Origin of the sequence: Clostridioides sp. ZZV14-6154 (genome assembly GCF_020657785.1) — a bacterium.
Classification (GTDB): Bacteria; Bacillota; Clostridia; order Peptostreptococcales; family Peptostreptococcaceae; genus Clostridioides.
In genome coordinates, this window is the sequence record NZ_JAGWCY010000001.1 from 1056159 (window position 1) to 1076860 (window position 20702).

Annotated in this window: 15 protein-coding genes; all 15 read right to left on the reverse strand. The window is 29.7% G+C overall.

Features of this window, described 5'->3' with window-relative positions; genetic code table 11:
- Positions 1 to 182: 182 nt before the first annotated feature.
- The 15 genes from KGF45_RS05210 to pnp all read right to left on the reverse strand — a co-directional run bounded on the left by KGF45_RS05210 (position 183) and on the right by pnp (position 20682).
- Positions 183 to 2522: a diguanylate cyclase gene (locus KGF45_RS05210; RefSeq protein ID WP_227827210.1), complete on the reverse strand. Its 2340-nt coding sequence runs from the start codon at positions 2520 to 2522 to the stop codon at positions 183 to 185.
- 536 nt (positions 2523 to 3058) lie between these two features.
- Positions 3059 to 4600 carry a ribonuclease Y gene (gene rny / locus KGF45_RS05215; RefSeq protein ID WP_227827476.1) on the reverse strand — a complete coding sequence of 514 codons (1542 nt, stop codon included), beginning with the start codon at positions 4598 to 4600 and terminating at the stop codon, positions 3059 to 3061.
- Positions 4601 to 4775: 175 nt separating this feature from the next.
- Complete coding sequence (recA, locus tag KGF45_RS05220; protein WP_227827209.1) at positions 4776 to 5822, reverse strand: recombinase RecA; 1047 nt, start codon at positions 5820 to 5822, stop codon at positions 4776 to 4778.
- A gap of 289 nt (positions 5823 to 6111) precedes the next feature.
- Complete coding sequence (gene pgsA / locus KGF45_RS05225) at positions 6112 to 6654, reverse strand: CDP-diacylglycerol--glycerol-3-phosphate 3-phosphatidyltransferase (protein WP_227827208.1); 543 nt, start codon at positions 6652 to 6654, stop codon at positions 6112 to 6114.
- Positions 6641 to 7975 (reverse strand): 30S ribosomal protein S12 methylthiotransferase RimO, encoded by a 1335-nt coding sequence (gene rimO / locus KGF45_RS05230; RefSeq protein WP_227841963.1) that lies wholly within the window; start codon positions 7973 to 7975, stop codon positions 6641 to 6643. The genes pgsA and rimO overlap by 14 nt, the downstream gene beginning before the upstream one ends.
- Entirely contained in the window at positions 7969 to 9027 is a 1059-nt protein-coding gene (mnmH, locus tag KGF45_RS05235) for a tRNA 2-selenouridine(34) synthase MnmH (protein WP_227827206.1), read from the reverse strand. The genes rimO and mnmH overlap by 7 nt, the downstream gene beginning before the upstream one ends.
- Before the next feature lie 2 nt (positions 9028 to 9029).
- Positions 9030 to 11441, reverse strand: a complete 2412-nt coding sequence (locus tag KGF45_RS05240) for an FtsK/SpoIIIE family DNA translocase (RefSeq protein ID WP_227827205.1) — start codon at positions 11439 to 11441, stop codon at positions 9030 to 9032.
- A gap of 122 nt (positions 11442 to 11563) precedes the next feature.
- The gene (locus tag KGF45_RS05245; RefSeq protein WP_227827204.1) at positions 11564 to 12298 is read right to left on the reverse strand and encodes a ClpP family protease; all 735 of its coding nucleotides are present in this window, start codon (positions 12296 to 12298) and stop codon (positions 11564 to 11566) included.
- Positions 12299 to 12409: 111 nt separating this feature from the next.
- Positions 12410 to 13633, reverse strand: coding sequence for an aspartate kinase (gene dapG / locus KGF45_RS05250; RefSeq protein WP_227827203.1), 1224 nt, complete (start codon positions 13631 to 13633; stop codon positions 12410 to 12412).
- A gap of 9 nt (positions 13634 to 13642) precedes the next feature.
- The gene (locus KGF45_RS05255) at positions 13643 to 13888 is read right to left on the reverse strand and encodes a YlmC/YmxH family sporulation protein (RefSeq protein ID WP_003419503.1); all 246 of its coding nucleotides are present in this window, start codon (positions 13886 to 13888) and stop codon (positions 13643 to 13645) included.
- Positions 13889 to 13922: 34 nt separating this feature from the next.
- On the reverse strand, positions 13923 to 15170 hold the full coding sequence (locus KGF45_RS05260) for a M16 family metallopeptidase (RefSeq protein WP_227827202.1): 1248 nt from the start codon (positions 15168 to 15170) through the stop codon (positions 13923 to 13925).
- A 156-nt stretch (positions 15171 to 15326) separates the two neighbouring features.
- Positions 15327 to 16070 carry a polysaccharide deacetylase family protein gene (locus tag KGF45_RS05265; protein WP_227827201.1) on the reverse strand — a complete coding sequence of 248 codons (744 nt, stop codon included), beginning with the start codon at positions 16068 to 16070 and terminating at the stop codon, positions 15327 to 15329.
- 384 nt (positions 16071 to 16454) lie between these two features.
- Positions 16455 to 17855: an MDR family MFS transporter gene (locus KGF45_RS05270; protein WP_227827200.1), complete on the reverse strand. Its 1401-nt coding sequence runs from the start codon at positions 17853 to 17855 to the stop codon at positions 16455 to 16457.
- Positions 17856 to 17902: 47 nt separating this feature from the next.
- A complete protein-coding gene (locus tag KGF45_RS05275; protein ID WP_227827475.1) occupies positions 17903 to 18319 on the reverse strand; it encodes a MarR family transcriptional regulator in 417 nt (138 codons plus the stop codon).
- A gap of 251 nt (positions 18320 to 18570) precedes the next feature.
- Entirely contained in the window at positions 18571 to 20682 is a 2112-nt protein-coding gene (gene pnp, locus KGF45_RS05280; RefSeq protein ID WP_227827199.1) for a polyribonucleotide nucleotidyltransferase, read from the reverse strand.
- Positions 20683 to 20702: the final 20 nt, after the last annotated feature.

Below are 20702 nucleotides of genomic sequence, written 5' to 3' on the forward strand. Positions count from 1 at the left end.
TTAATGTTTAAAATAATAAGTAAAATCTTTAAAATGGCGAATCTTCTCGTCTAGAAACATAAAAACTTAGTACTAAAAAATTTAAAAACCTGCTAATAAAATAGATTGATTTTTAGCAGGTTTTATTTATAATCTTCGTATATTGATGCTATTATATTAAATTTTATATTTTACTGTAACATTTAATTTTTATTTTCTGATATGATACTAAGACTTGATATATCTGTATAAATCGCATAAAAAACAGGATAACGATTTTGATATAACTCGTTTACAAATGTACCTTGCATTCTTACAGGAAAAATATGACCATCTGTATGACACAAACGGAAAACCACTTCAAAAGTCTCTCTCTTAGAAATTGCTTCTCGTAATGTATTAAGTACTATTTGTAAGTCATCTTGTAATACCGGTGAAAGAACATCAAAGTTTGCAGATGAAACAACGTGTGCAGAATATCCAGTGAATTCAAGCATTTTTTGATTAAAATAAAGTAATTTCAAATTTTCCATACAAGCAAATTTGACAATACCATCAGTAGCCATTTCCAATAATACTTTTATATCTCTAGGATTTATGTGAAATGACATACTATCCATAGAATCATCCGAAAATACATGATAAGAATTTTTCCCATGGCTTTTTGCATAATAAAGTGCTTGGTCTGCTTTTTCATATAACTCAGAATATACGCAACCATGTTCAGGATACATTGCTACACCAATACTACATGTAATAGAAAACTCCGCTTGCTCAGCAAATTTCTTCTGATTAATTTTAGAACATAAACGCTCTAATTTATCTATAAGTACATAGTTATTGCTATTAAAATTTTTTATCAATACTACAAACTCATCTCCACCAATACGTCCTACAATATCATCCTCTCGAAATTGAGATTTCAATTCTAATGCAAATTCATTTATAATAAAATCTCCAAATGCATGACCATATTTATCATTTACATTTTTAAAATCATCAATATCAAATATTAGAAAAACATGTTCTGAATCTTGATTGTTCTTGTTTTCTAGAAATGAACTAATAAATTCCTCTGTTACCCCCTTATTGTAAAGGCCAGTAAGAGAATCAAGTTGTGAGCGTTCAAGTAGTAATAATTCTCTATTTTTTTCCTCATCTATATTTTTACGATAAGATATCATACGAACAGATTCATCTGATGTCCAAAAGAAAATTCGTGCATTAATTCTAATCCAGTGATAATTTTCCCCATCTTTCTTAATTAAAAAATCATAGCTTATATTATTAATTCCGCTATTATAACACTTAAGAACATTTTCTGGTAAGAACGTCTCTAAATAACCCTGTGCATACTCTCCTTTGATTTGTTCTTTAGCAATTGTATATAGTGCTTCATCATAGGGTGTATTAAGCCCTAAGCCAAACTCATGAAAATATCTATTTGAATCTTCACAACCAGCTCTATTATTAGTAACATCAATCTCAAAAATATTTTCATAAAGTTCTTCAGTAGATTGACTTAACAACTTTTGATATTCTAATTTCTGAGAAACACTAAGCTTCATTATTTGACTTTTATACTTCTTAAGTACACGTGTAATTGTAAAAAGTACAAATATTATAATCAAAATTATAACTGCAATTCCTTTTAAAAATTGTATCTGAAGTTGCTTACTCATTACAGTCAAATCAGTCTCTAAAACAAGATGCCATTTTAAACTAGGTATATACTGACATACAACATAACTTTTTGATTTTTCAGATGAATGCCAAAAACTCCTCTGCTCTTTTTTATTATTTAATATTAACTCCTTTGAATCAGATAAATCACTACTAGAATTTTCAAAGAAATTTATATGCTCATAACCAGTTTTTTCTGATGTTAATTGTACAAATCCCTTATCATCAATTAAATGTGCTACAACATCAAATTTATCATCATATTCTTTAAGCAACATTTGTAATGAATTAACCTTTAATCCAACTCCTATAATTCCCATAGTTGATCCATCATCATCTTTTATCTTACAATTTACAAATACTGTAATACTATTATTGCTTGCTTCATCATTATCAACATTTAATGAATATTCATCATTACTCTTTAAGAAATTATAATACCATTGATTCTCTGAATTATTAACACTAAGATTTCTATCAAGCCCATTAAAATGATAATAGTTATTTGTTTTAGCAGATACTAGAAAAATAGAATCATATGAGTATTTATTCTTGTATGCATTCAAGTAATCTTGTAATTTATAAGTAAATTCCTCATCATTTATATGTTCTTTCTCACCATCTAAAAAGTTTTTTAATAAACTATCATTTGCCATGGTAAGAGATACATTTATAGGTTCTGAAAGGAGTTTATCTATCTGATAATAGATACCTTCAGCAGCCAATGTGGATACATGCTCAATATCATTTTTAAAAATATTAGTATTAGATTGGTATCCAATTACAGAAGTAGCTACAAAACCAAGAGTAATAATAGTGCAAACAATAACATTTGTATGTAAAAGTGTATTTTTTTTCATAGTATGTCCCCTCTTTAACCCTCACTTTGGCTTCATTGTATTTTCACCTTCTTTAAATATAATTATTTCAAGTAGTAAACTCTTTAAAACTTTAAATTTTTATATTCATCTGTTACTTTTTATAAAACAACAGAAATATACAAATACATCATATAAAGAACATCATCAAAATTAAAAGTCTAAAAAGATTTATATTTTTTTCAAATATATTATTTATCGTTCACAATAACGTTGATTAAAAGTTTTTTGATATGACATTCCTGTAGTCAATTCTGCCTAACTATAATTTGTCATATAATAGATTATTTTATCACTTCATTATATCAAACAAACTTAAATAATTATACAAACAATGTGTATATAAGGATTAATTTTATTAATTCTTTATAATTAATTAATCTTTATCCCCTTTATACTTATTTCAAATTGTATCATTTTAAGCCCTAAAAATTAAAAAACCACAGGATAAATCATTCTATCCTGTGGCAAATTTAAATTTTTAAAAATATTTTTGTTATCATTTAGATATTTATATTTTATTTTGCATATTCTATAGCTCTTGTTTCTCTTATTATACTTACTTTTATTTGTCCAGGATATTCAAGCTCATCCTCTATTTTCTTAGTCATATCTCTCGCTAATAAGTGTATTTCTTCATCATTTATGGCTTCTGGTTTTACCATTATTCTAATCTCTCTACCAGCTTGTATAGCAAATGATTTTTCTACACCTTCGTATGAATTAGCTATTTCTTCTAATTTTTCAAGTCTCTTAATATAAGCTTCTAAAGTCTCTCTTCTAGCACCAGGTCTAGCAGCTGATATCGCATCTGCTGCTGTAACTAATACAGCTTCTACGGTCTGAGGCTCATAATCTCCATGATGTGTACTCATAGCATGTATAACTTCTTTAGATTCCTTATAACGTCTAAGTAAATCCATACCTATTTCAACATGTGTACCTTCCATTTCATGGTCTACAGCCTTACCTATATCATGTAATAAACCAGCTCTCTTAGCTAATCTAATGTCTGCACCTATCTCAGCAGCCATTATACCAGCTATATGAGCAACTTCTATAGAATGTTTAAGAACATTTTGTCCATAACTAGTTCTATAATTAAGTCTACCTAATAATCTTATTAATTCTGGATGAATTCCATGTACACTAGTTTCAAATGCAGCTTGTTCACCATATTCTTTTATAATATTGTCAACTTCTTTTCTCGCTTTTTCAACCATTTCTTCAATTCTAGCTGGATGTATTCTTCCATCTGCTATTAATTTCTCTAGAGCAATTCTTGCAATTTCTCTTCTTATTGGATCAAATCCTGATAAAATTACTGCTTCTGGAGTGTCATCTATTATAAGGTCTATCCCTGTTAAAGTTTCTAGAGTCCTTATATTTCTACCTTCTCTACCTATTATTCTACCCTTCATTTCATCATTAGGTAAGCTTACTACTGTAACAGTAGTTTCAGCTACGTGATCTGCTGCACATTTTTGAATTGCATATCCTATAATTTCTCTTGATTTCTTATCAGCTTCTTCTTTAGCTTGACCTTCTATCTCTTTTATCATTATAGACATTTCACGTCTTACATCTCTCTCAGCATTTGTTAAAATAATTTCTTTAGCCTTATCAGATGTAATTCCTGATATGCTTTCTAATTTTTCCAATTGTTGAGTTTTTATTACTTCGACTTCTTCTTCTTTCTTTTCAACTGTCTTTAATTTTTCACTTAGATTTACTTCTTTAGATTCTAAATTTTGTAATTTTCTATCTAAGACTTCTTCTTTTTGTACTACTCTTTTTTCATACTTTTGTACTTCTGTTCTTCTTTCTTTGTTTTCTCTTTCAGCTTCTGTTCTCCACTTATGGATCTCTTCTTTAGCTTCTAATAACTTTTCTTTCTGTACTGTTTCTGAGTCGTGGTGTGCTTTATCTATTATTTCTTTGGCCAAGTTTTCAGCTTGTCCAAGTTTTGCTTCAGATATATTTTTTCTAACAAAATATCCAGCTATAATACCAACAGCTGCACCTATTACAATCATTACTACACTATCTATGACATCCACCTCCTTCGTTAATAATCCCAAAATGTCATCACTATGATTAAAAAATATTCCTAATAATTAAAATTAAATTTAGATATTTTATCCTCACTTAATTTTATAATTTTTTCAACATTGTGTCAAGCTAATAGGGAGCGTGGTATGTCCTTATTTAATAGTTATTTTTTTATATTTTCACTTATTTTTCAACAACGTCTTCTGATACCAAAGTACCGGCTTCTTCACTAACCTCATTTAAATTGTAAAATGTTCTAACTTTTTCATCTATTTCATTAGTTAAATCCATATTATCCTCTAGGAATTTTTTTACATTTTCCCTTCCTTGTCCAAGTTTAGTATCATTGTAACTATACCATGAACCTGATTTTTTAACTATATCTATGTCAGCAGCTATATCTAAAAGATCTCCAATTTTTGATATACCTTCTCCATACATTATATCAAATTCAGATTGTTTAAATGGTGGTGCTACTTTGTTTTTAACAACCTTAACTCTTGTTCTGCTTCCTATAACCTTGTCACCTTGTTTTATTGTGTCTATTTTTCTAACATCCAATCTAACTGATGAGTAGAACTTTAATGCACGTCCTCCAGTAGTCGTTTCTGGATTTCCAAACATTATTCCTACTTTCTCTCTTAATTGGTTTATAAATATAGCAACACAATTTGATTTTTTAATCGAACCAGTTAATTTTCTAAGTGCTTGAGACATAAGTCTAGCTTGTAAACCTACATGAGAATCACCCATATCTCCGTCTATTTCTGCTTTTGGAACCAATGCTGCAACTGAATCTATTACTATTATATCAATTGCACCACTTCTTATTAATGCCTCTGCTATTTCTAAGGCTTGTTCTCCTGTATCTGGTTGAGATATGATTAGATTATCAACATCCACACCTAATGCTTTTGCATATACTGGGTCAAGTGCATGTTCAGCATCTATAAATGCAGCTATTCCTCCATTTTTTTGAGCTGATGCTACACAACTAAGTGCAACAGTCGTCTTACCAGAAGATTCTGGACCATATATTTCAACTATTCTCCCTCTAGGTAGACCTCCTATACCAATAGCTATATCTAAACCGATTGCTCCTGTTGATATAACATCTATAGACATAGACGTTGCTTCTCCCAATTTCATTACTGAACCTTTACCAAAATCTTTTTCAATTTTACCTAAAGCTTCATTCAACGCTTTTAATTTTTCTTGATCTACACTCATCTCTATACCATCCCTTCATTTATCTACAAACATTTGTTCTCTTGTTATATATTAATTATATAACATAAATCAAACCTAGTCAATTTAAAAACGCTCCTAATGATTATATTTTTATTTGCTACATTTTATTTATAAACCATTATCAATAATTATATACACAAAAGAAAATATTACCGAAAAAGAAAAGAGGTATACTATAATAGTATACCCTTTTTTACATTTTTAAAGTTTTAAGTTGCTATTTTTTATTTATTAATCAATCAATTTATGTTTTTTAAATGATAATATTCTATTTTGAAGACATGAAAAGTTCTTTATTTTTATATAGGTATTCCCATCCAGAATATAAAGTAAGCAGTGTTGCTATAAGTATAAGAATTCCACCTATATTTAGTATTAATTCATTTTCAAACTGAGCTCCTAACAATAAAATCACTACTGATACCATTTGAGTTATAGTTTTAAGTTTTCCACTGCCACCAGCTGCTATTACTTTTCCATCAGCAGCTGCTATAGCCCTCAATATACTAACTGTAAGTTCTCTAGCTACTATTATAATTACCATCCAACTACTTACTAGACCATCTTCTATCATACATGTAAGTGCTGAGATTACTAATAATTTGTCTGCTAATGGGTCCATAAACTTCCCAAAATCAGTGACTAAGTTATACTTTCTAGCTATTTTTCCATCTAGTGCATCAGTAATTGAAGCTACTATAAAAATAATACAAGCTAATAAAAACTTGTTTGGTACATTAAATAACATTATTAAAACAAATACTGGAATTAAAAATATTCTAAACAAAGTTAATTTGTTAGGCAAGTTCATATACAACATCTCCCATTAAATCGTATTCCATTGCATCATTTATTTGAACACTTACGAATTCTCCTACTTCAAGATTATCTACACTTTTTACATATACTATACTATCAATTTCTTCTGCATCGCCCTGTGTTCTTCCTGTATATACATTATCTTCTATTTGCTCTTCTATTAGTACTTCATATGTTTTTCCTATCTTTTTATCATTAAGTTCTTCAGATATTTTTTGTTGAATCATCATTAAAGTATCTCTTCTTTGTATTTTTACTTCTTCATCTATATGATTTGGTAATTTATCTGCTGGTGTATCTTCTTCTCTTGAATATGCAAATGCACCCAACCTATCAAATTTAACTTCTTTGACAAAATCTACAAGCTGTTTAAAATCTTCTTCTGTTTCACCAGGAAAACCTACTATTATTGTAGTTCTAAGTATAGCATCTGGTATATTCTTTCTTATAAGTTTAATTTTATTTAATATATCCTCTTTACTAGTTTTTCTATTCATTAACTTTAAAATACTGTTACTTGCATGTTGTATTGGCATATCAAAATAGCTACATATATTATCATGTTCTTTTATAACTTTAATCAATTCTTCTGTTATTGATTCTGGATATGAGTACATGACTCTTATCCATTTAAGCTCATTTATCTTTGCAAGTTCTTCTAAAAGTTCTGGTAATCTCTCTTTACCATATAAATCAAAACCATACTTTGTAGTATCTTGAGCTATAACTACAAGTTCTTTTACTCCAGATTCAGCCAATTTATTTGCTTCTTTAATTATATCTTCAAATCTTCTACTTCTATATTTACCTCTAAGCTTAGGTATTATACAATAAGTACAATTATTGGAACATCCTTCTCCAATTTTTAAGTATGCCATATAGCTAGGCGTAGATAGATATCTTGGTAAGTCCTCATTAAATACAAACTCTATATCATCAAGACTTACAATTTGATGTTTCTCACTCAAATCTTTAAGTATATCATCTATATTTTGGTAGCTTCCTGTACCAACTATTGCATCTATTTCTGGAATTTCAGTTTTTAATTCCTCAGAGTATCTTTGAGCTAAACATCCTGTTACTATCAACACCTTTAGATTCCCAGTCTGTTTTAATTCTGCAAATTCTATTATTGTGTCAATTGATTCCTGCTTAGCTGACTCTATAAACCCACAAGTATTTACTATAATTACATCAGCTTCTTCAAAATCTCCTATCAATTTATAACCTTTTTTATTTAAAATTCCCATCATTATTTCTGCATCCACCAAATTTTTTGAGCATCCTAATGATTCTAATGCTATCTTTAACATTTTTTCTCTCCTTCCAATATGCTCTCATATAAGCCTATAACATATTCTAGGGCTTTTTGTGTGTCATCAAAATTTACAATTTTATTGTACTTATATTTTTCCACTGAATGCATATAAAGTGGGTCGTAATATTCTATAAGATATTTTTTTACAAGTTCTTCATATTTGCCTAATTCTAATAAATCAACATATTCATCTACTGCTTTATGACCCAATCTTTTTCTGAATTTATTTATACACTCTTTTAAAACCAATATATTATCTTCATCTTTACCATAAATATAATCTCTACAAAGTCTATTGACTCTATTATCAATATCACATTCCAGTAGTATATGATACCCATCTCGTATCATTGCATCGAAGATTTCATTAGGAACTGTGACACTTCCAACTCGCTTACTTTCACTTTCAACAAATATATAATCCTTTTTTGAGAAAAATATACTTTCAAATAATTTAGTTTCAAAGTTCTTTTGAGATGGTGGCTTCTCATCAAATGTTATAAAACCAAAAGTTGAACCACTATTTTTAGCTATGCCCTCTAAATCTAATACATCTATTTCTTTTTTCTTCAATAAATGCAACAAATCAGTCTTTCCTGAGCCAGTTAATCCATGCACAGATATAAAGTTCTTTGTATTCATTATATTTCTTAAGTAATCCAATACAAAGTTTCTATAAGCCTTATATCCACCTTCAAGTTGATAAACATTTACACCTAATGATGACAATACATTTACTATACTTCCACTTCTCATTCCGCCTCTTGCACAATATATGACAATATTATCATAATTTGCTGTAAGCTCTGCTGCTTGTAAATATATATCCTTTAGCTTATACGATACATAATCAAATCCCTTTTGTATTGCTTCATGCTTTCCCTGCATCTTATAAATAGTTCCAACTTCATTATGCTCATTGTTTTTAAAAAGAGGCATATTAAAAGCATTTAATATATGGTCTTCTTCATATTCCCCTTCTGTTCTTACATCTACAAAAACTACTTTTTCTAGCTTAAGTGCCTTTTCTATTTCTATAACCGACAATTCTATTCACCTTCTAAATTCTGCAAATCTTGTTTGCTTATTAGTACCTTTCTTGGCTTACTTCCCTCGCTAGCTCCAATTATACCTCTTTCTTCCATAGAGTCAATAAGTCTAGCTGCTCTATTAAATCCTATTTTAAATCTTCTTTGCAACATAGAAGCAGATGCTTGACCACTTTCTACAACAAATTCTATTGCCTCACTTAAAAATTCATCCTCATCGCTAGATTTTGATGTATTAACTTTAGATATAGTTTCAATTATATCTTCCTCATACTTTATTCCATCCTTAACCTGGTCTTTTACAAAATCAATTACTCTTTCTGACTCACTTTCTGATATAAATGCACCTTGAAGTCTAACTGGTTTTGCCGCTCCAAGTGGATAAAATAGCATATCACCTTTACCTAAAAGTTTCTCTGCCCCACCCATATCAAGTATTGTTCTTGAATCAGTTTGAGATGACACTGCAAATGCTATTCTAGACGGTATATTAGCTTTTATAACACCTGTTATAACATCAACGGATGGTCTTTGTGTAGCTACAATCAGGTGCATTCCAGCAGCTCTGGCCATCTGAGCTAATCTACAAATATAATCCTCTACATCATTTGCGCTTGCCATCATTAAATCTGCTAACTCATCTATTATTATTACTATTTTAGGTAATTTTTCCTCTGATTTTTCATTATAACTTGTTACATCTTTTACTTGAGCATCTGCAAATAGTTTATATCTTCTATTCATCTCTGTCACTGCCCAGTTTAAGGCATTAGCAGCTTTTTTAGGGTCTGTAACTACAGGTATCAGAAGATGTGGTATTCCATTATAATTTGCAAGTTCAACCACTTTTGGGTCTATTAAAAGTAATTTTACTTCATCAGGGTTTGCCTTATATAATATACTACTTATCAAAGTGTTTACACAGACACTCTTTCCTGAACCTGTAGAACCAGCTATAAGTAAATGTGGCATCTTACCTATATCTCCAATTATAATTTTGCCTGCTACATCTTTCCCAAGCCCCATTGCAAGAGGAGAATCAAAATTATTAAACTCTTCACTTTCTAGAACTTCTCTTACTCCAACCATTTGAGCTTCCTCATTTGGAACTTCTATTCCAATTGCACTTTTCCCAGGAATTGGCGCTTCAATTCTTATACTTTTAGCTGCTAAACTTAAAGCTATATCATCAGTTAAGTTTACAATTTTACTTACTTTAACCCCTGGACTTGGCTGTATCTCATATCTTGTTATAGTTGGACCAACTGTAACTTGATTAATCTTTGCTTCTACTCCAAAATCTGAAAGTGTCTTTTCTAAAAGAGAGGCATTTTTTAAAACCTTCTTTTTGCCATTTTCATCAGATTTTTTATTTACTTTATTTAAAAGTTCAACACTAGGTTTTTTATAATTTGAATAGTCTTCATTATTTGACTCTGATACAATGCTTATTGGTTGAGTTTTTTCTACATCTAAATTAGATTTGCTTATATCAACTTTCTTTTCTGGTTTAGTCTCCACAACTGAATTTTCATTTGTAGCTTTCTGTAACTCTTTTAAAACATCTAGTTCTGGCATACTTTGAGTTCCTTCTAATATTTCTAAATATTCATCTTCTGCCTTGTTAAAACCAACTATTTTAATAGTCTTATCGTCTACACCATCACCATTTTCTTCTTCTAAATATTCATCTTCTTCATCTTCATTGTCACGGCCTTTTGACATTAACCCTTTAAAAAATCCAGGCTTCTTATTTACAGTAGTATCGTCCACTTCATCAGTTATCATATCTATTGCAGATTTTTTCATATTTGAAATTTTATCTTTAAAAGTTAAATTACTGTCTTTTGATGCTTTAGATTTTGACTTTGCATTTGATACCAAATCTTTTATAGAAATATTAAATATAAACATTATAGAAAGTATAAGAGCAAATATACTTATTAGCCATCCACCTGCTATACCAAATATTTTACTCATATAATACGCAATGGTTGTTGCTATTAAGCCACTACCTTGTCCACTTACACCCAATTTCATAACATCATCAAACATATTACCTTTTAGTGGGCTATCTACAGGAAGAGTTCCTGCATTTAACAATCCATAAAATACAAAAATAAATAAAATAATTATGTAGTATAATTTAGTCTTTCTCAATCTATATATATATTCATTTCCATCAAAAAACCCTAGAAGTCCTGTTATAATTACTATAAATGGTATTGCTATGGAAAGTCCTCCAAATAATCCTTTAAAGAGATTTTGCATTATCACAGGTATCCATCCCATAGAATTAGAATTTAAACTATATAATAAAAATACACCTATAAATATTGTTATCAAATTATGATATTCTGCATTAAAGCTTAAGGTATTTACCTTCTTTTTTTTCTTCTTTTTCGTGGCCATTAATATCACTCCTTATTTTTAGCAAGTTTTACCCCTTCATAGCAAAAAGTGCTAATGCCTTAACACTAACACTCCTACTTTATTACATCATTATATCATAAATTTTATTATTTAAACAAATTTTAATCATTATTTTTTTCTTCCTCTGATTCTTTTATAAGGTCTTTTAATTTTTTAATAGCATCTTTTAATCCACCAACTTCATCTATAAGCCCGTAATCTACAGCTTCTTTTCCTATTAAAACACTACCAACATCACTTATAAGCTCATCTTTCTCATGCATAAGTTTATCAAGTATATCTCTTTCGATATTAGATGTTCTTATGATAAATTGAATTATTCTCTCTTGCATCTTTTTAAAATACTCGAAAGTTTCATTTATACCTATTACAAGTCCAGTTGTTCTTACAGGATGTATAATCATTGTTGCAGTTGGAGCTATAAATGAGTAATCACCTGCAGTAGCAAGAGGAACACCTATACTATGACTTCCCCCTAATACAAGAGTAACTACTTTTTTGGATGTACTATTTAAAAGTTCTGCAATAGCTAGACCTGCCTCAATATCTCCTCCAACAGTATTTAAAACAACTAGTACTCCTTTAACATCATTACTTTCCTCAATTGAATAAAGCATTGGAATTATATGTTCATACTTTGTAGCTTTTTTCTGAGGATTTCCTATAAAATGACCTTCAATTTCTCCAATTATAGTTATACATTGGGTATCTTTAGGAGGCTGAGGAGGCATCTCACTAGTGCCAAATTGTTTTATACATTCTCTTTCCTCACAGCTAGAATCTCTTCTACAATTATCTTTATCAAATGTTTCATTATCATCTTTATAATCTTTCATAAAAAAACTCCTATCAAAATATATTTAACTTAGTTTTGCCAAATAAATCAAATATATTAAGATATACGAAAAATTATTAAATTTTGAATAAAAGTAATTGCATTACGATTCTTATTTTACATAAAATTGTTGGTGTATTGCATGTACTGCTGTATGCATATCTTCTTCACTAACTAAACAAGATATAGTCATATTTGAATCTGATGTTTGTAAAAGAGATACTCCTGCTTTTGATAAACCTCTAACTACTTTTGACATGATACCAGACATTTCATCAGCTATTCTTGAACATATCAATGTTACTTTAGCACAATCTCTATTTACTTCATAATCTAATTCAAATTTATCTAGTATTTCTTTTAATTCTTTTATATCAGCATCTTCAATAACAAAGGCTTTTTCTGATATAAAGAAATTTATCATATCTATATTTATAAGTTTCTTTTCTATTTCATTTAATACTTCTGTAAACACTTCTTCTGCTGATTTAATCTTAACTTGAGCAACACTATCTTTATTTGCAACAGCAACTTTAAGGTCTTTTTCTTGTTCATATTCTATATTTTGTTCTAAATGCTTACATAAAGAACCTATTTTTGTACCTTCAAAAGTTGGATTCATTGTATTTTTTATTGCTAGAGTTATATTTCCACTTTTAGCTAACTGTACTGCTCTTGGATGTATTACCTTAGCTCCTTTATCTGCCATTTGAAATACTTCTTCATAATCTATAAAACTCAATACTTTAGCATTTGGTTCTACTCTAGGGTCTGCAGTCATTATACCATCTACATCAGTGTAAATTTCAACTGTCTCACATTCTAAAGATTTACCAATAGCAACTGCTGATGTATCACTTCCACCTCTTCCAAGAGTAGTTACTTCACCATCATCTGTTACACCTTGAAATCCAGCTATAACAACAACTTTGCCATCATCTAATGCTCTTTTTACCTTTTTAGGGTTTATATATTTTATTTTAGCATTAGAATACTCATCACTTGTAATTATACCTGCTTGTTGACCAGTAAAGAAAACAGATTCTATACCTTTTGCATTTAATAAATTAGCAAGAATTGTCCCTGATATTATTTCACCACAAGACATTATTAAATCAAGTTCTCTTTTATTTGGTTCATCATTTACTGAATTACACAGATTTATAAGTGTATCTGTTGCATATGGAGCGCCCTTTCTACCCATTGCTGAAACTACTAATACTAATTGTAACTCTTCATCATTATCTCTGTATGCTTTTACTATCTTACATACTTCATTCATTTTTTCATATGATTCTACTGATGTCCCACCAAACTTTTGCACTAAAATACTCATTTTTTCCTCCTAAATATATCCCTCATATTCTATAATTATCATATCATTGCCTATTTTTTTTACATTTCTCCATGGAACTTCTAAAAATGACTTATCTTTTCTTCTGGCAAAAAAGCCTTTTTCTTTTGGAATTAAAAGCGCCAATATCCCGCCTGTAGTTTCATCTAGTATAAGGTCACACTCTCCAATAACTCCTAATCTTTCTCCTGTGACTAAGTTAACTATTTCCTTACCTGCTATTTCAGATAAATTCATATTTTATACCTCCAGAGATTCACTTTTTAAAATATTAATCCAAATGCAGAATATCTTCTACATCTCTTCCAACTATACATGTACCAATATTTTCTATATTGAATACCTTATCAACAACTTTTTTTACTGAATTAATATCAACATTATTTATACATTCAAGTATTTCATCTGTAGTTTTTACTTTTTTACTCAACAACATAGATTTACCAGTAGACATCATTCTACTGCTAGTACTTTCTAAATCCAATATATAATTACCTTTTAGTTGTTCCTTACTTTCAAATATTTCTTTTTCTGTAAGATAATTTTTTCTTATATTTTCAATTTCTTCTTTTATTAAATTATAAACATCTTGCAAATTTTCTGTACTCATACTTGCGAATATACCTAATTCACCACATTTTCTGTATAGTGTTTGTGACGAGTATATTGAATATACTAAACCTTTTTCCTCCCTTATCTTCTGAAAAAGTCTTGAGCTTATACTTCCACCAAAAATATTGTTTACCACCGCCATTGAATAAACTTCATCATCATTTTCAAATGGAATACCTTTTAGACACATAGCTAAGTTTACCTGTTCAGTATCTTTGTTTTTTGATATAAAACAAGGATTAAACTTGGCCTCAGTTATGTCTATACTTAAGTTTCTCTTTTTCCAGTTTCCAAATTTAGATTTAAGTTTATCTACCATATCATCAAAATCAAAGTTTCCAACTATAGAAATAACAGCATTATTTGGAATATAATATTTGTTTAAGTACTCTAACATAGACTCCTTAGTTATATTGTATAGAGAATCTTTTGTCCCAATTATATTCATCCCTAAACCATCATTAGCATATATATTTTCGACTAATAAATCATAAGATAAATCGTCTGGAGAATCTTCATACATCTTAAGTTCCTCCAATATTATAAGTCTTTCCTTATCTATATCATTTTTATCAAATCTAGAATTTAGTATCATATCACTTAATACATCTATTCCTGTATCTATATGCTCATCTATTAATTTTACATAATAACATGTACATTCTTTACTTGTAAATGCATTGATTTGCCCACCTAAATTGTCAATTGTGCTAGCAATCTCTTTTGAGGTTCTATTTTTGGTTCCTTTAAACATCATATGTTCTATAAAATGAGAAGTTCCACTTACCTCTTCTTCTTCTATTCTAGACCCTGCATTTATCCAAATACCTAACGTTATTGACTTTAGATATGGTATTTCTTCCCCAATTATTGTAAGCCCATTTTCCAGTATTTTTGTCTTATACATTACATTCTCCTAAAAATTTATTCTTTATGTTACATTGGATTATTGAAAACACTATGTTCTAATTCTATTTATTTTTATATGTATTACATTATAAGTCAGTCTTTTAATTAATTCAACTACAACTTATACAATCTTAATCAAATATTTATACTTTGTCTACTTAAATACATCACTAAGTTTACCTGGTTTTAATCCTTTTTCTCTTACAATTGCTATAATATCATCTATACATTTTGTCGTTGCATCAGTTGGGTGCATTAAGATTATACTACTATCTTTAATATCTTTTTTCTTCATTCTATCTATAATTACTTCTGGTTGATCTTTATATTTCCAGTCTATAGTGTCAGCATCCCATTTAATTGAAGTATATCCTAATTCTTTAGCAGCCTTTACTGTTTCTGCTCCAAAAGAACCTGCTGGAGCTTGAAAAAACTTAGTCTTCTCATTTATAATTTCTTCAATTATCTTTTTAGAGGTTTCTATTTGTTCATAGTTATCCTCATATGATAGTGTCGAATAATCTAAATGTTTGTATCCATGATTGCCTATTTCATGCCCTTGTTTCTTTATCTTCAATAATTCGTCTTTATTTTTTTCTGCCCACTTCCCAGTTACATTAAAAGTAATCTTTACATTCTCTTTTTTAAGAGTTTCCAAAATAGATTCTATGTACTCTGTTTCCCATCCAAGGTCTACGTTGCATGTTAATGCAACGTATCCACTTTTATCTTTTGTACCTCTCTCATATGGTAAATCTACTCCATTAAACAAGTTAAAAACGGGCTTATTGTTAAACAATTTTAATACCATTACCCCTCCTGATAATCCTAATAATATCACTAAAATTAGTATTATAATTTTTTTGAGCTTACTCTTATTAAGTACCATCATTATCATTAAAACTCCCCCTAATTATGTACAAATTGTTTCTTATTTAATACTATTAAAGGAAAGCTCTATTTATGCACTAAATATAACATAAACCTTTCTCTGTATATCAATAAAAAATTCTATTAAAAATCTCTTAAATAAACCTATATTATTAAACAGCTTTTTAATTAGCTCTTTACTTTTCCTATCATTTTAGAATTTCCTACAGTACTTTCTACTGTTACTTTTAATACAATAGTATGTAATACATTTTATATAAAAAGCCTCTGTTAGAAAGAGTAACAGAGGCTTTTTATTTCATGTTCAAAAGTTTAATTTCATACTTGAAAATATATTATAATAACTAGAATATGTTTATGTAATTGTACTTTTGAAATCTATAAATAATCTTTAATTTGTTGATTTCTTTAAACTTTTTCTTTCTATAAAAAAGAGAGCCACTAAAAGCTGAACTACTGCAACAATTGAAATACAAATAAATGCAACATCTATTCCAAATACATTTGCTGTAGTATTTGTCATACCTCGTGATGTTACTGTAGCAGTTGTCATTACTGCAACAAAAACTGCTGAGCCAATAGCACCAGCTATTGTACGCAGTGAAGTAAGTAATGCTGTTCCATGAGCAATATTTTTTTCCCCAAGCACACTCATTCCCCAAGTAACAATAGGCATCATAATTAATCCAATAGCTATCAGACGTATAATATAAAAAGCAGAGATATACAATACTGAAGTATCTTTTCCTACAAAAGATACACCAAAACAACTTATTGCCAAGAATATACTTCCACATACAACTAGCTTTCGTATTCCAAACCTATCATAAAATCTACCTGCAAAAGGACTTATAAGTGCCATTACAAGAGAACCTGGCATCATAATGAGACCACACTTAGTTGCTGAAAATCCTCTTACTGTCTGGATATATATTGGAATTAAAGTGGAACCTGCCATCATTACAACATATAGAAGCATACTTATAATTACAGCAAGTCTATAACTTTTATTCTTAAGAATACGAAGTTCTAGGAATGGCTCTTTTGAGTGAATCTGACGCAAAGAAAATGCTATAATTGATACTATACCTACAAATAATGGTAAAGCAATATTTATACTGAAAAACTCAGTTGTTCCAATATTCCCAAGTCCAATCAAAAGACCACTAAATCCTACTGCACATAAAATCATAGAAAACGTATCAAATGATTGTTTTTTTGTCTCTATTACATTTTGTAACACTCTAGATGCTATAATAATATCAATAATACTTATAACTAAAGAAAACCAAAAAATAGCTTGCCAATTAAAAATATCAATGACAATTCCTGCTAGAGTTGGCGCAAATATTGGAGCAGCCCCAGCAGCCAAGCCGTATATACCCATTATGGAACCCATTTGCTCTGCAGGATAAATTGTTAAAATTATTACTTGTGTCATAGATAGCAACACTCCATTACCCATTGCTTGCAATATACGTCCAAACAAAAGAGGTGTAAATGAAGATGCACTAGCAGAAAGCAACAATCCTACCGCAAAAAGACTCATAGCACTAATGAAAAGTGGTTTTGTTGGAAATCTCCTAATCAAAAATGCAGTGGCAGGAACCATAATTCCCATAGCAAGTGTATATGCACTAGTAAGCCATTGAGCTGTTGTGGCTGATATATTTAAATCCCCCATCATAACTGGCAATGCAGTAGTAAGAGATGTCTGAAGTAATGAGCCAACTATAGATCCAATCAATAGTACAGCAAAAATCATATTTCTAGATTGCTTATTTAAATTCATGTCTTTACCTTCTTTCTGTTTTTATTAGCAACGCTTAAGAAATATCTTTATTTTTTATCTTCAAAAAACTTTATAATCTTTTTTTGAATACGTATATAAGCAATAGCATCTTCTGGACCTAGTGCTTTTAAAAATTCAACTGTATACTCTAAAAATTCTTTTTCATTTATTTTCTGCTGTTGTATTCCCTTAGGCATTAATTGAACTAGTGTCTGTCTACCATTTTGTGGGTCAACACAGCGCTCAATCATTTCCTTTGATTCTAACTGATTAAGAATAGCAGACATTCTAGCAGTACTAACATTCATAGTACTACTTATTTCTTTTGGGTTTACTTTTTTATTGTTTTTAGATAAATAACCCAATACAAATTTTTCACCACTTTGTATATCTGCAATTTTATCTTTATGTGGTATTTTTACCATCAACGTCTTAACCTTTCCAAGTTCAAGTGCTAATTCCATATAGTCCACATTATCACCTCCTTAATTGCTAACACTATTAGTAATTTACCATATATTGTCAATAAAATCAATATTAACATGATGTTTAATAGTCATTATCACATTAGCAATAAAATATTATAATAAGAGATTATATATTCGCAATGATACTTAATTATTTAGCACTTAAACTTCTCAAATATTTGTACTAAGTATATTTATACAATAAAAAAAGCAAAACCCTAAGATTTTGCCTTTAATTATTTAATATATTATTTATTTTTATGCTCTGGTTTTGGTAAAAGAACTTTTCTAGATAAGTTAACTCTTCCTTTTTCATCTATTTCTGTAACTTTAACTTCAACTTCATCTCCTATATTTAATACATCTTCAACCTTAGCGACTCTTTCATGAGCTATATGAGATATATGAAGTAATCCTTCTTTTCCTGGAAGTATTTCAATAAATGCTCCAAAATTCATTATTCTACTTACTTTACCTTTGTAAGTTTTTCCTACTTCTGGTTCAATAACTATATTATTTATAAGTTCTTGAGCTCTATTAATCATATCAATTTCAATACCTGATATGAATACTTCTCCAGTTTGTTCAATATCTATCTTAACTCCAGTTTCATCTATTATCTTAGTTATTATCTTTCCACCAGGTCCTATTACATCTTTTATTTTGTCAGGATTTATTTGCATTTTAACAATCTTAGGTGCATATGGTGAAAGCTCTGGTTTTGGTTGAGATATAGTTTTTCTCATTTCTCCTAGTATATGGATTCTACCTTCCTTAGCTTGTTTTAAGGCACGTTGTAGAACTTCTTTATCTATACCATCTATTTTTATATCCATTTGTATTGCAGTTATACCATGTTCTGTCCCAGCCACTTTAAAGTCCATGTCTCCTAAGTGGTCTTCCATACCTTGTATATCTGAAAGCACTGCTACCTTGCCATCATGCTTTATAAGTCCCATTGCTATACCTGCAACCATGTCTCTTATAGGTACACCTGCATCAAGCAGAGATAATGTTGAACCACATACACTCGCTTGAGATGTAGAACCATTTGAACTCAATACTTCAGAAACTAATCTAATAGCATAAGGGAAGTCTTCTTGAGATGGTATCACTGGTAATAAAGCTCTCTCAGCTAAAGCACCATGTCCTATTTCTCTTCTACCTGGACCTCTTGATGGTCTAGCTTCTCCAACACTATATGCTGGGAAATTATAGTGATGCATATATCTTTTGTTTTCTTCTTCATCTAATCCATCTAACTTTTGAACATCTCCTAAAGCACCTAAAGTAGCTACATTAAGTACTTGAGTTTGTCCTCTAGTAAATATAGCTGAACCATGAGCTCTAGGTATCATACCAGTTTCACACCATATAGGTCTGATTTCTTCTAATTTTCTATTATCTGGTCTTACATTTTCATGCACTATAAGTTTTCTTACTTCTTCCTTTATTATATCTTGTAATACTTCCTCTATATCACCAATAAGTTCTTCAAAATTTTCAATAGTTTCTTCAAAATGAGCTAGAGTTTCTTCTTTAACTCTATCCATCTTTTCCATTCTTTCTAATTTTTCAAAAGTTTGAACTGCATCTTTCATCTTAGCAGTTGCAAATTCACGAACCAATTGAGTTATTTCTTCCCCTGCATGGTATAATTCAACAACAATTTTTTCTTTTCCAACTTCTGCAACTATACCATCTATAAATTCAACCACTTTTTTTATTTCTTGATGAGCAAATAAAATAGCATCTAGCATTATATCATCTGGAACTTCATCTGCTCCAGCTTCAACCATCATTATTGCTTCTTTTGTACCTGAAACAACTAGATGCATTGAACTTTTCTCTCTTTGCTCTGCATTTGGATTTACAACGAATGCACCATCTACAAGACCAACACATACTGAACCTGTTGGGCCATTAAATGGTATATCTGATATAGAAAGTGCTATAGATGAACCTATCATTGCTACTATATCTGGTGTGCAGTCTTGATCTACTGATAAAACTGTTGCAACTACCTGAACATCATTTCTAAATCCTTTTGGAAATAATGGTCTTATTGGTCTATCTATCAATCTTGATGTAAGTATCGCTTTTTCTGAAGGCTTACCTTCTCTCTTTAAAAAACCTCCAGGTATTTTACCTACAGAGTATAATTTTTCTTCATAATCTACACTTAAAGGGAAAAAGTCTATTCCGTCTCTAGGCTTAGCTGACTTAGTTGTATTTACCATTACCATACTGTCGCTGTATCTAACTATACAGCTACCGTTAGTCATTTCACAAATTTTTCCTATTTCTACAGAAAGTTCTCTCCCTGCGAAATCCATTTTAAATATTTTATGTTCAAACATTAATGCTTGTCCTCCTCTTA

Excerpts from the sequence above, each read along its gene's own strand:
- KGF45_RS05210 (WP_227827210.1), bottom strand. The coding sequence starts at position 2,522 with ATGAAAAAAAATACACTTTTACATACAAATGTTATTGTTTGCACTATT.
- recA (WP_227827209.1), bottom strand. The coding sequence starts at position 5,822 with ATGAGTGTAGATCAAGAAAAATTAAAAGCGTTGAATGAAGCTTTAGGT.
- pgsA (WP_227827208.1), bottom strand. The coding sequence starts at position 6,654 with ATGAACTTGCCTAACAAATTAACTTTGTTTAGAATATTTTTAATTCCA.
- rimO (WP_227841963.1), bottom strand. The coding sequence starts at position 7,975 with ATGTTAAAGATAGCATTAGAATCATTAGGATGCTCAAAAAATTTGGTG.
- KGF45_RS05240 (WP_227827205.1), bottom strand. The coding sequence starts at position 11,441 with ATGGCCACGAAAAAGAAGAAAAAAAAGAAGGTAAATACCTTAAGCTTT.
- KGF45_RS05245 (WP_227827204.1), bottom strand. The coding sequence starts at position 12,298 with ATGAAAGATTATAAAGATGATAATGAAACATTTGATAAAGATAATTGT.
- dapG (WP_227827203.1), bottom strand. The coding sequence starts at position 13,633 with ATGAGTATTTTAGTGCAAAAGTTTGGTGGGACATCAGTAGAATCATAT.
- KGF45_RS05255 (WP_003419503.1), bottom strand. The coding sequence starts at position 13,888 with ATGAATTTATCTGAAATAGCAGGTAAGGAAATAGTTAACTTAGTCACA.
- KGF45_RS05260 (WP_227827202.1), bottom strand. The coding sequence starts at position 15,170 with ATGTATAAGACAAAAATACTGGAAAATGGGCTTACAATAATTGGGGAA.
- KGF45_RS05265 (WP_227827201.1), bottom strand. The coding sequence starts at position 16,070 with ATGATAATGATGGTACTTAATAAGAGTAAGCTCAAAAAAATTATAATA.
- KGF45_RS05270 (WP_227827200.1), bottom strand. The coding sequence starts at position 17,855 with ATGAATTTAAATAAGCAATCTAGAAATATGATTTTTGCTGTACTATTG.
- KGF45_RS05275 (WP_227827475.1), bottom strand. The coding sequence starts at position 18,319 with ATGGAATTAGCACTTGAACTTGGAAAGGTTAAGACGTTGATGGTAAAA.
- pnp (WP_227827199.1), bottom strand. The coding sequence starts at position 20,682 with ATGTTTGAACATAAAATATTTAAAATGGATTTCGCAGGGAGAGAACTT.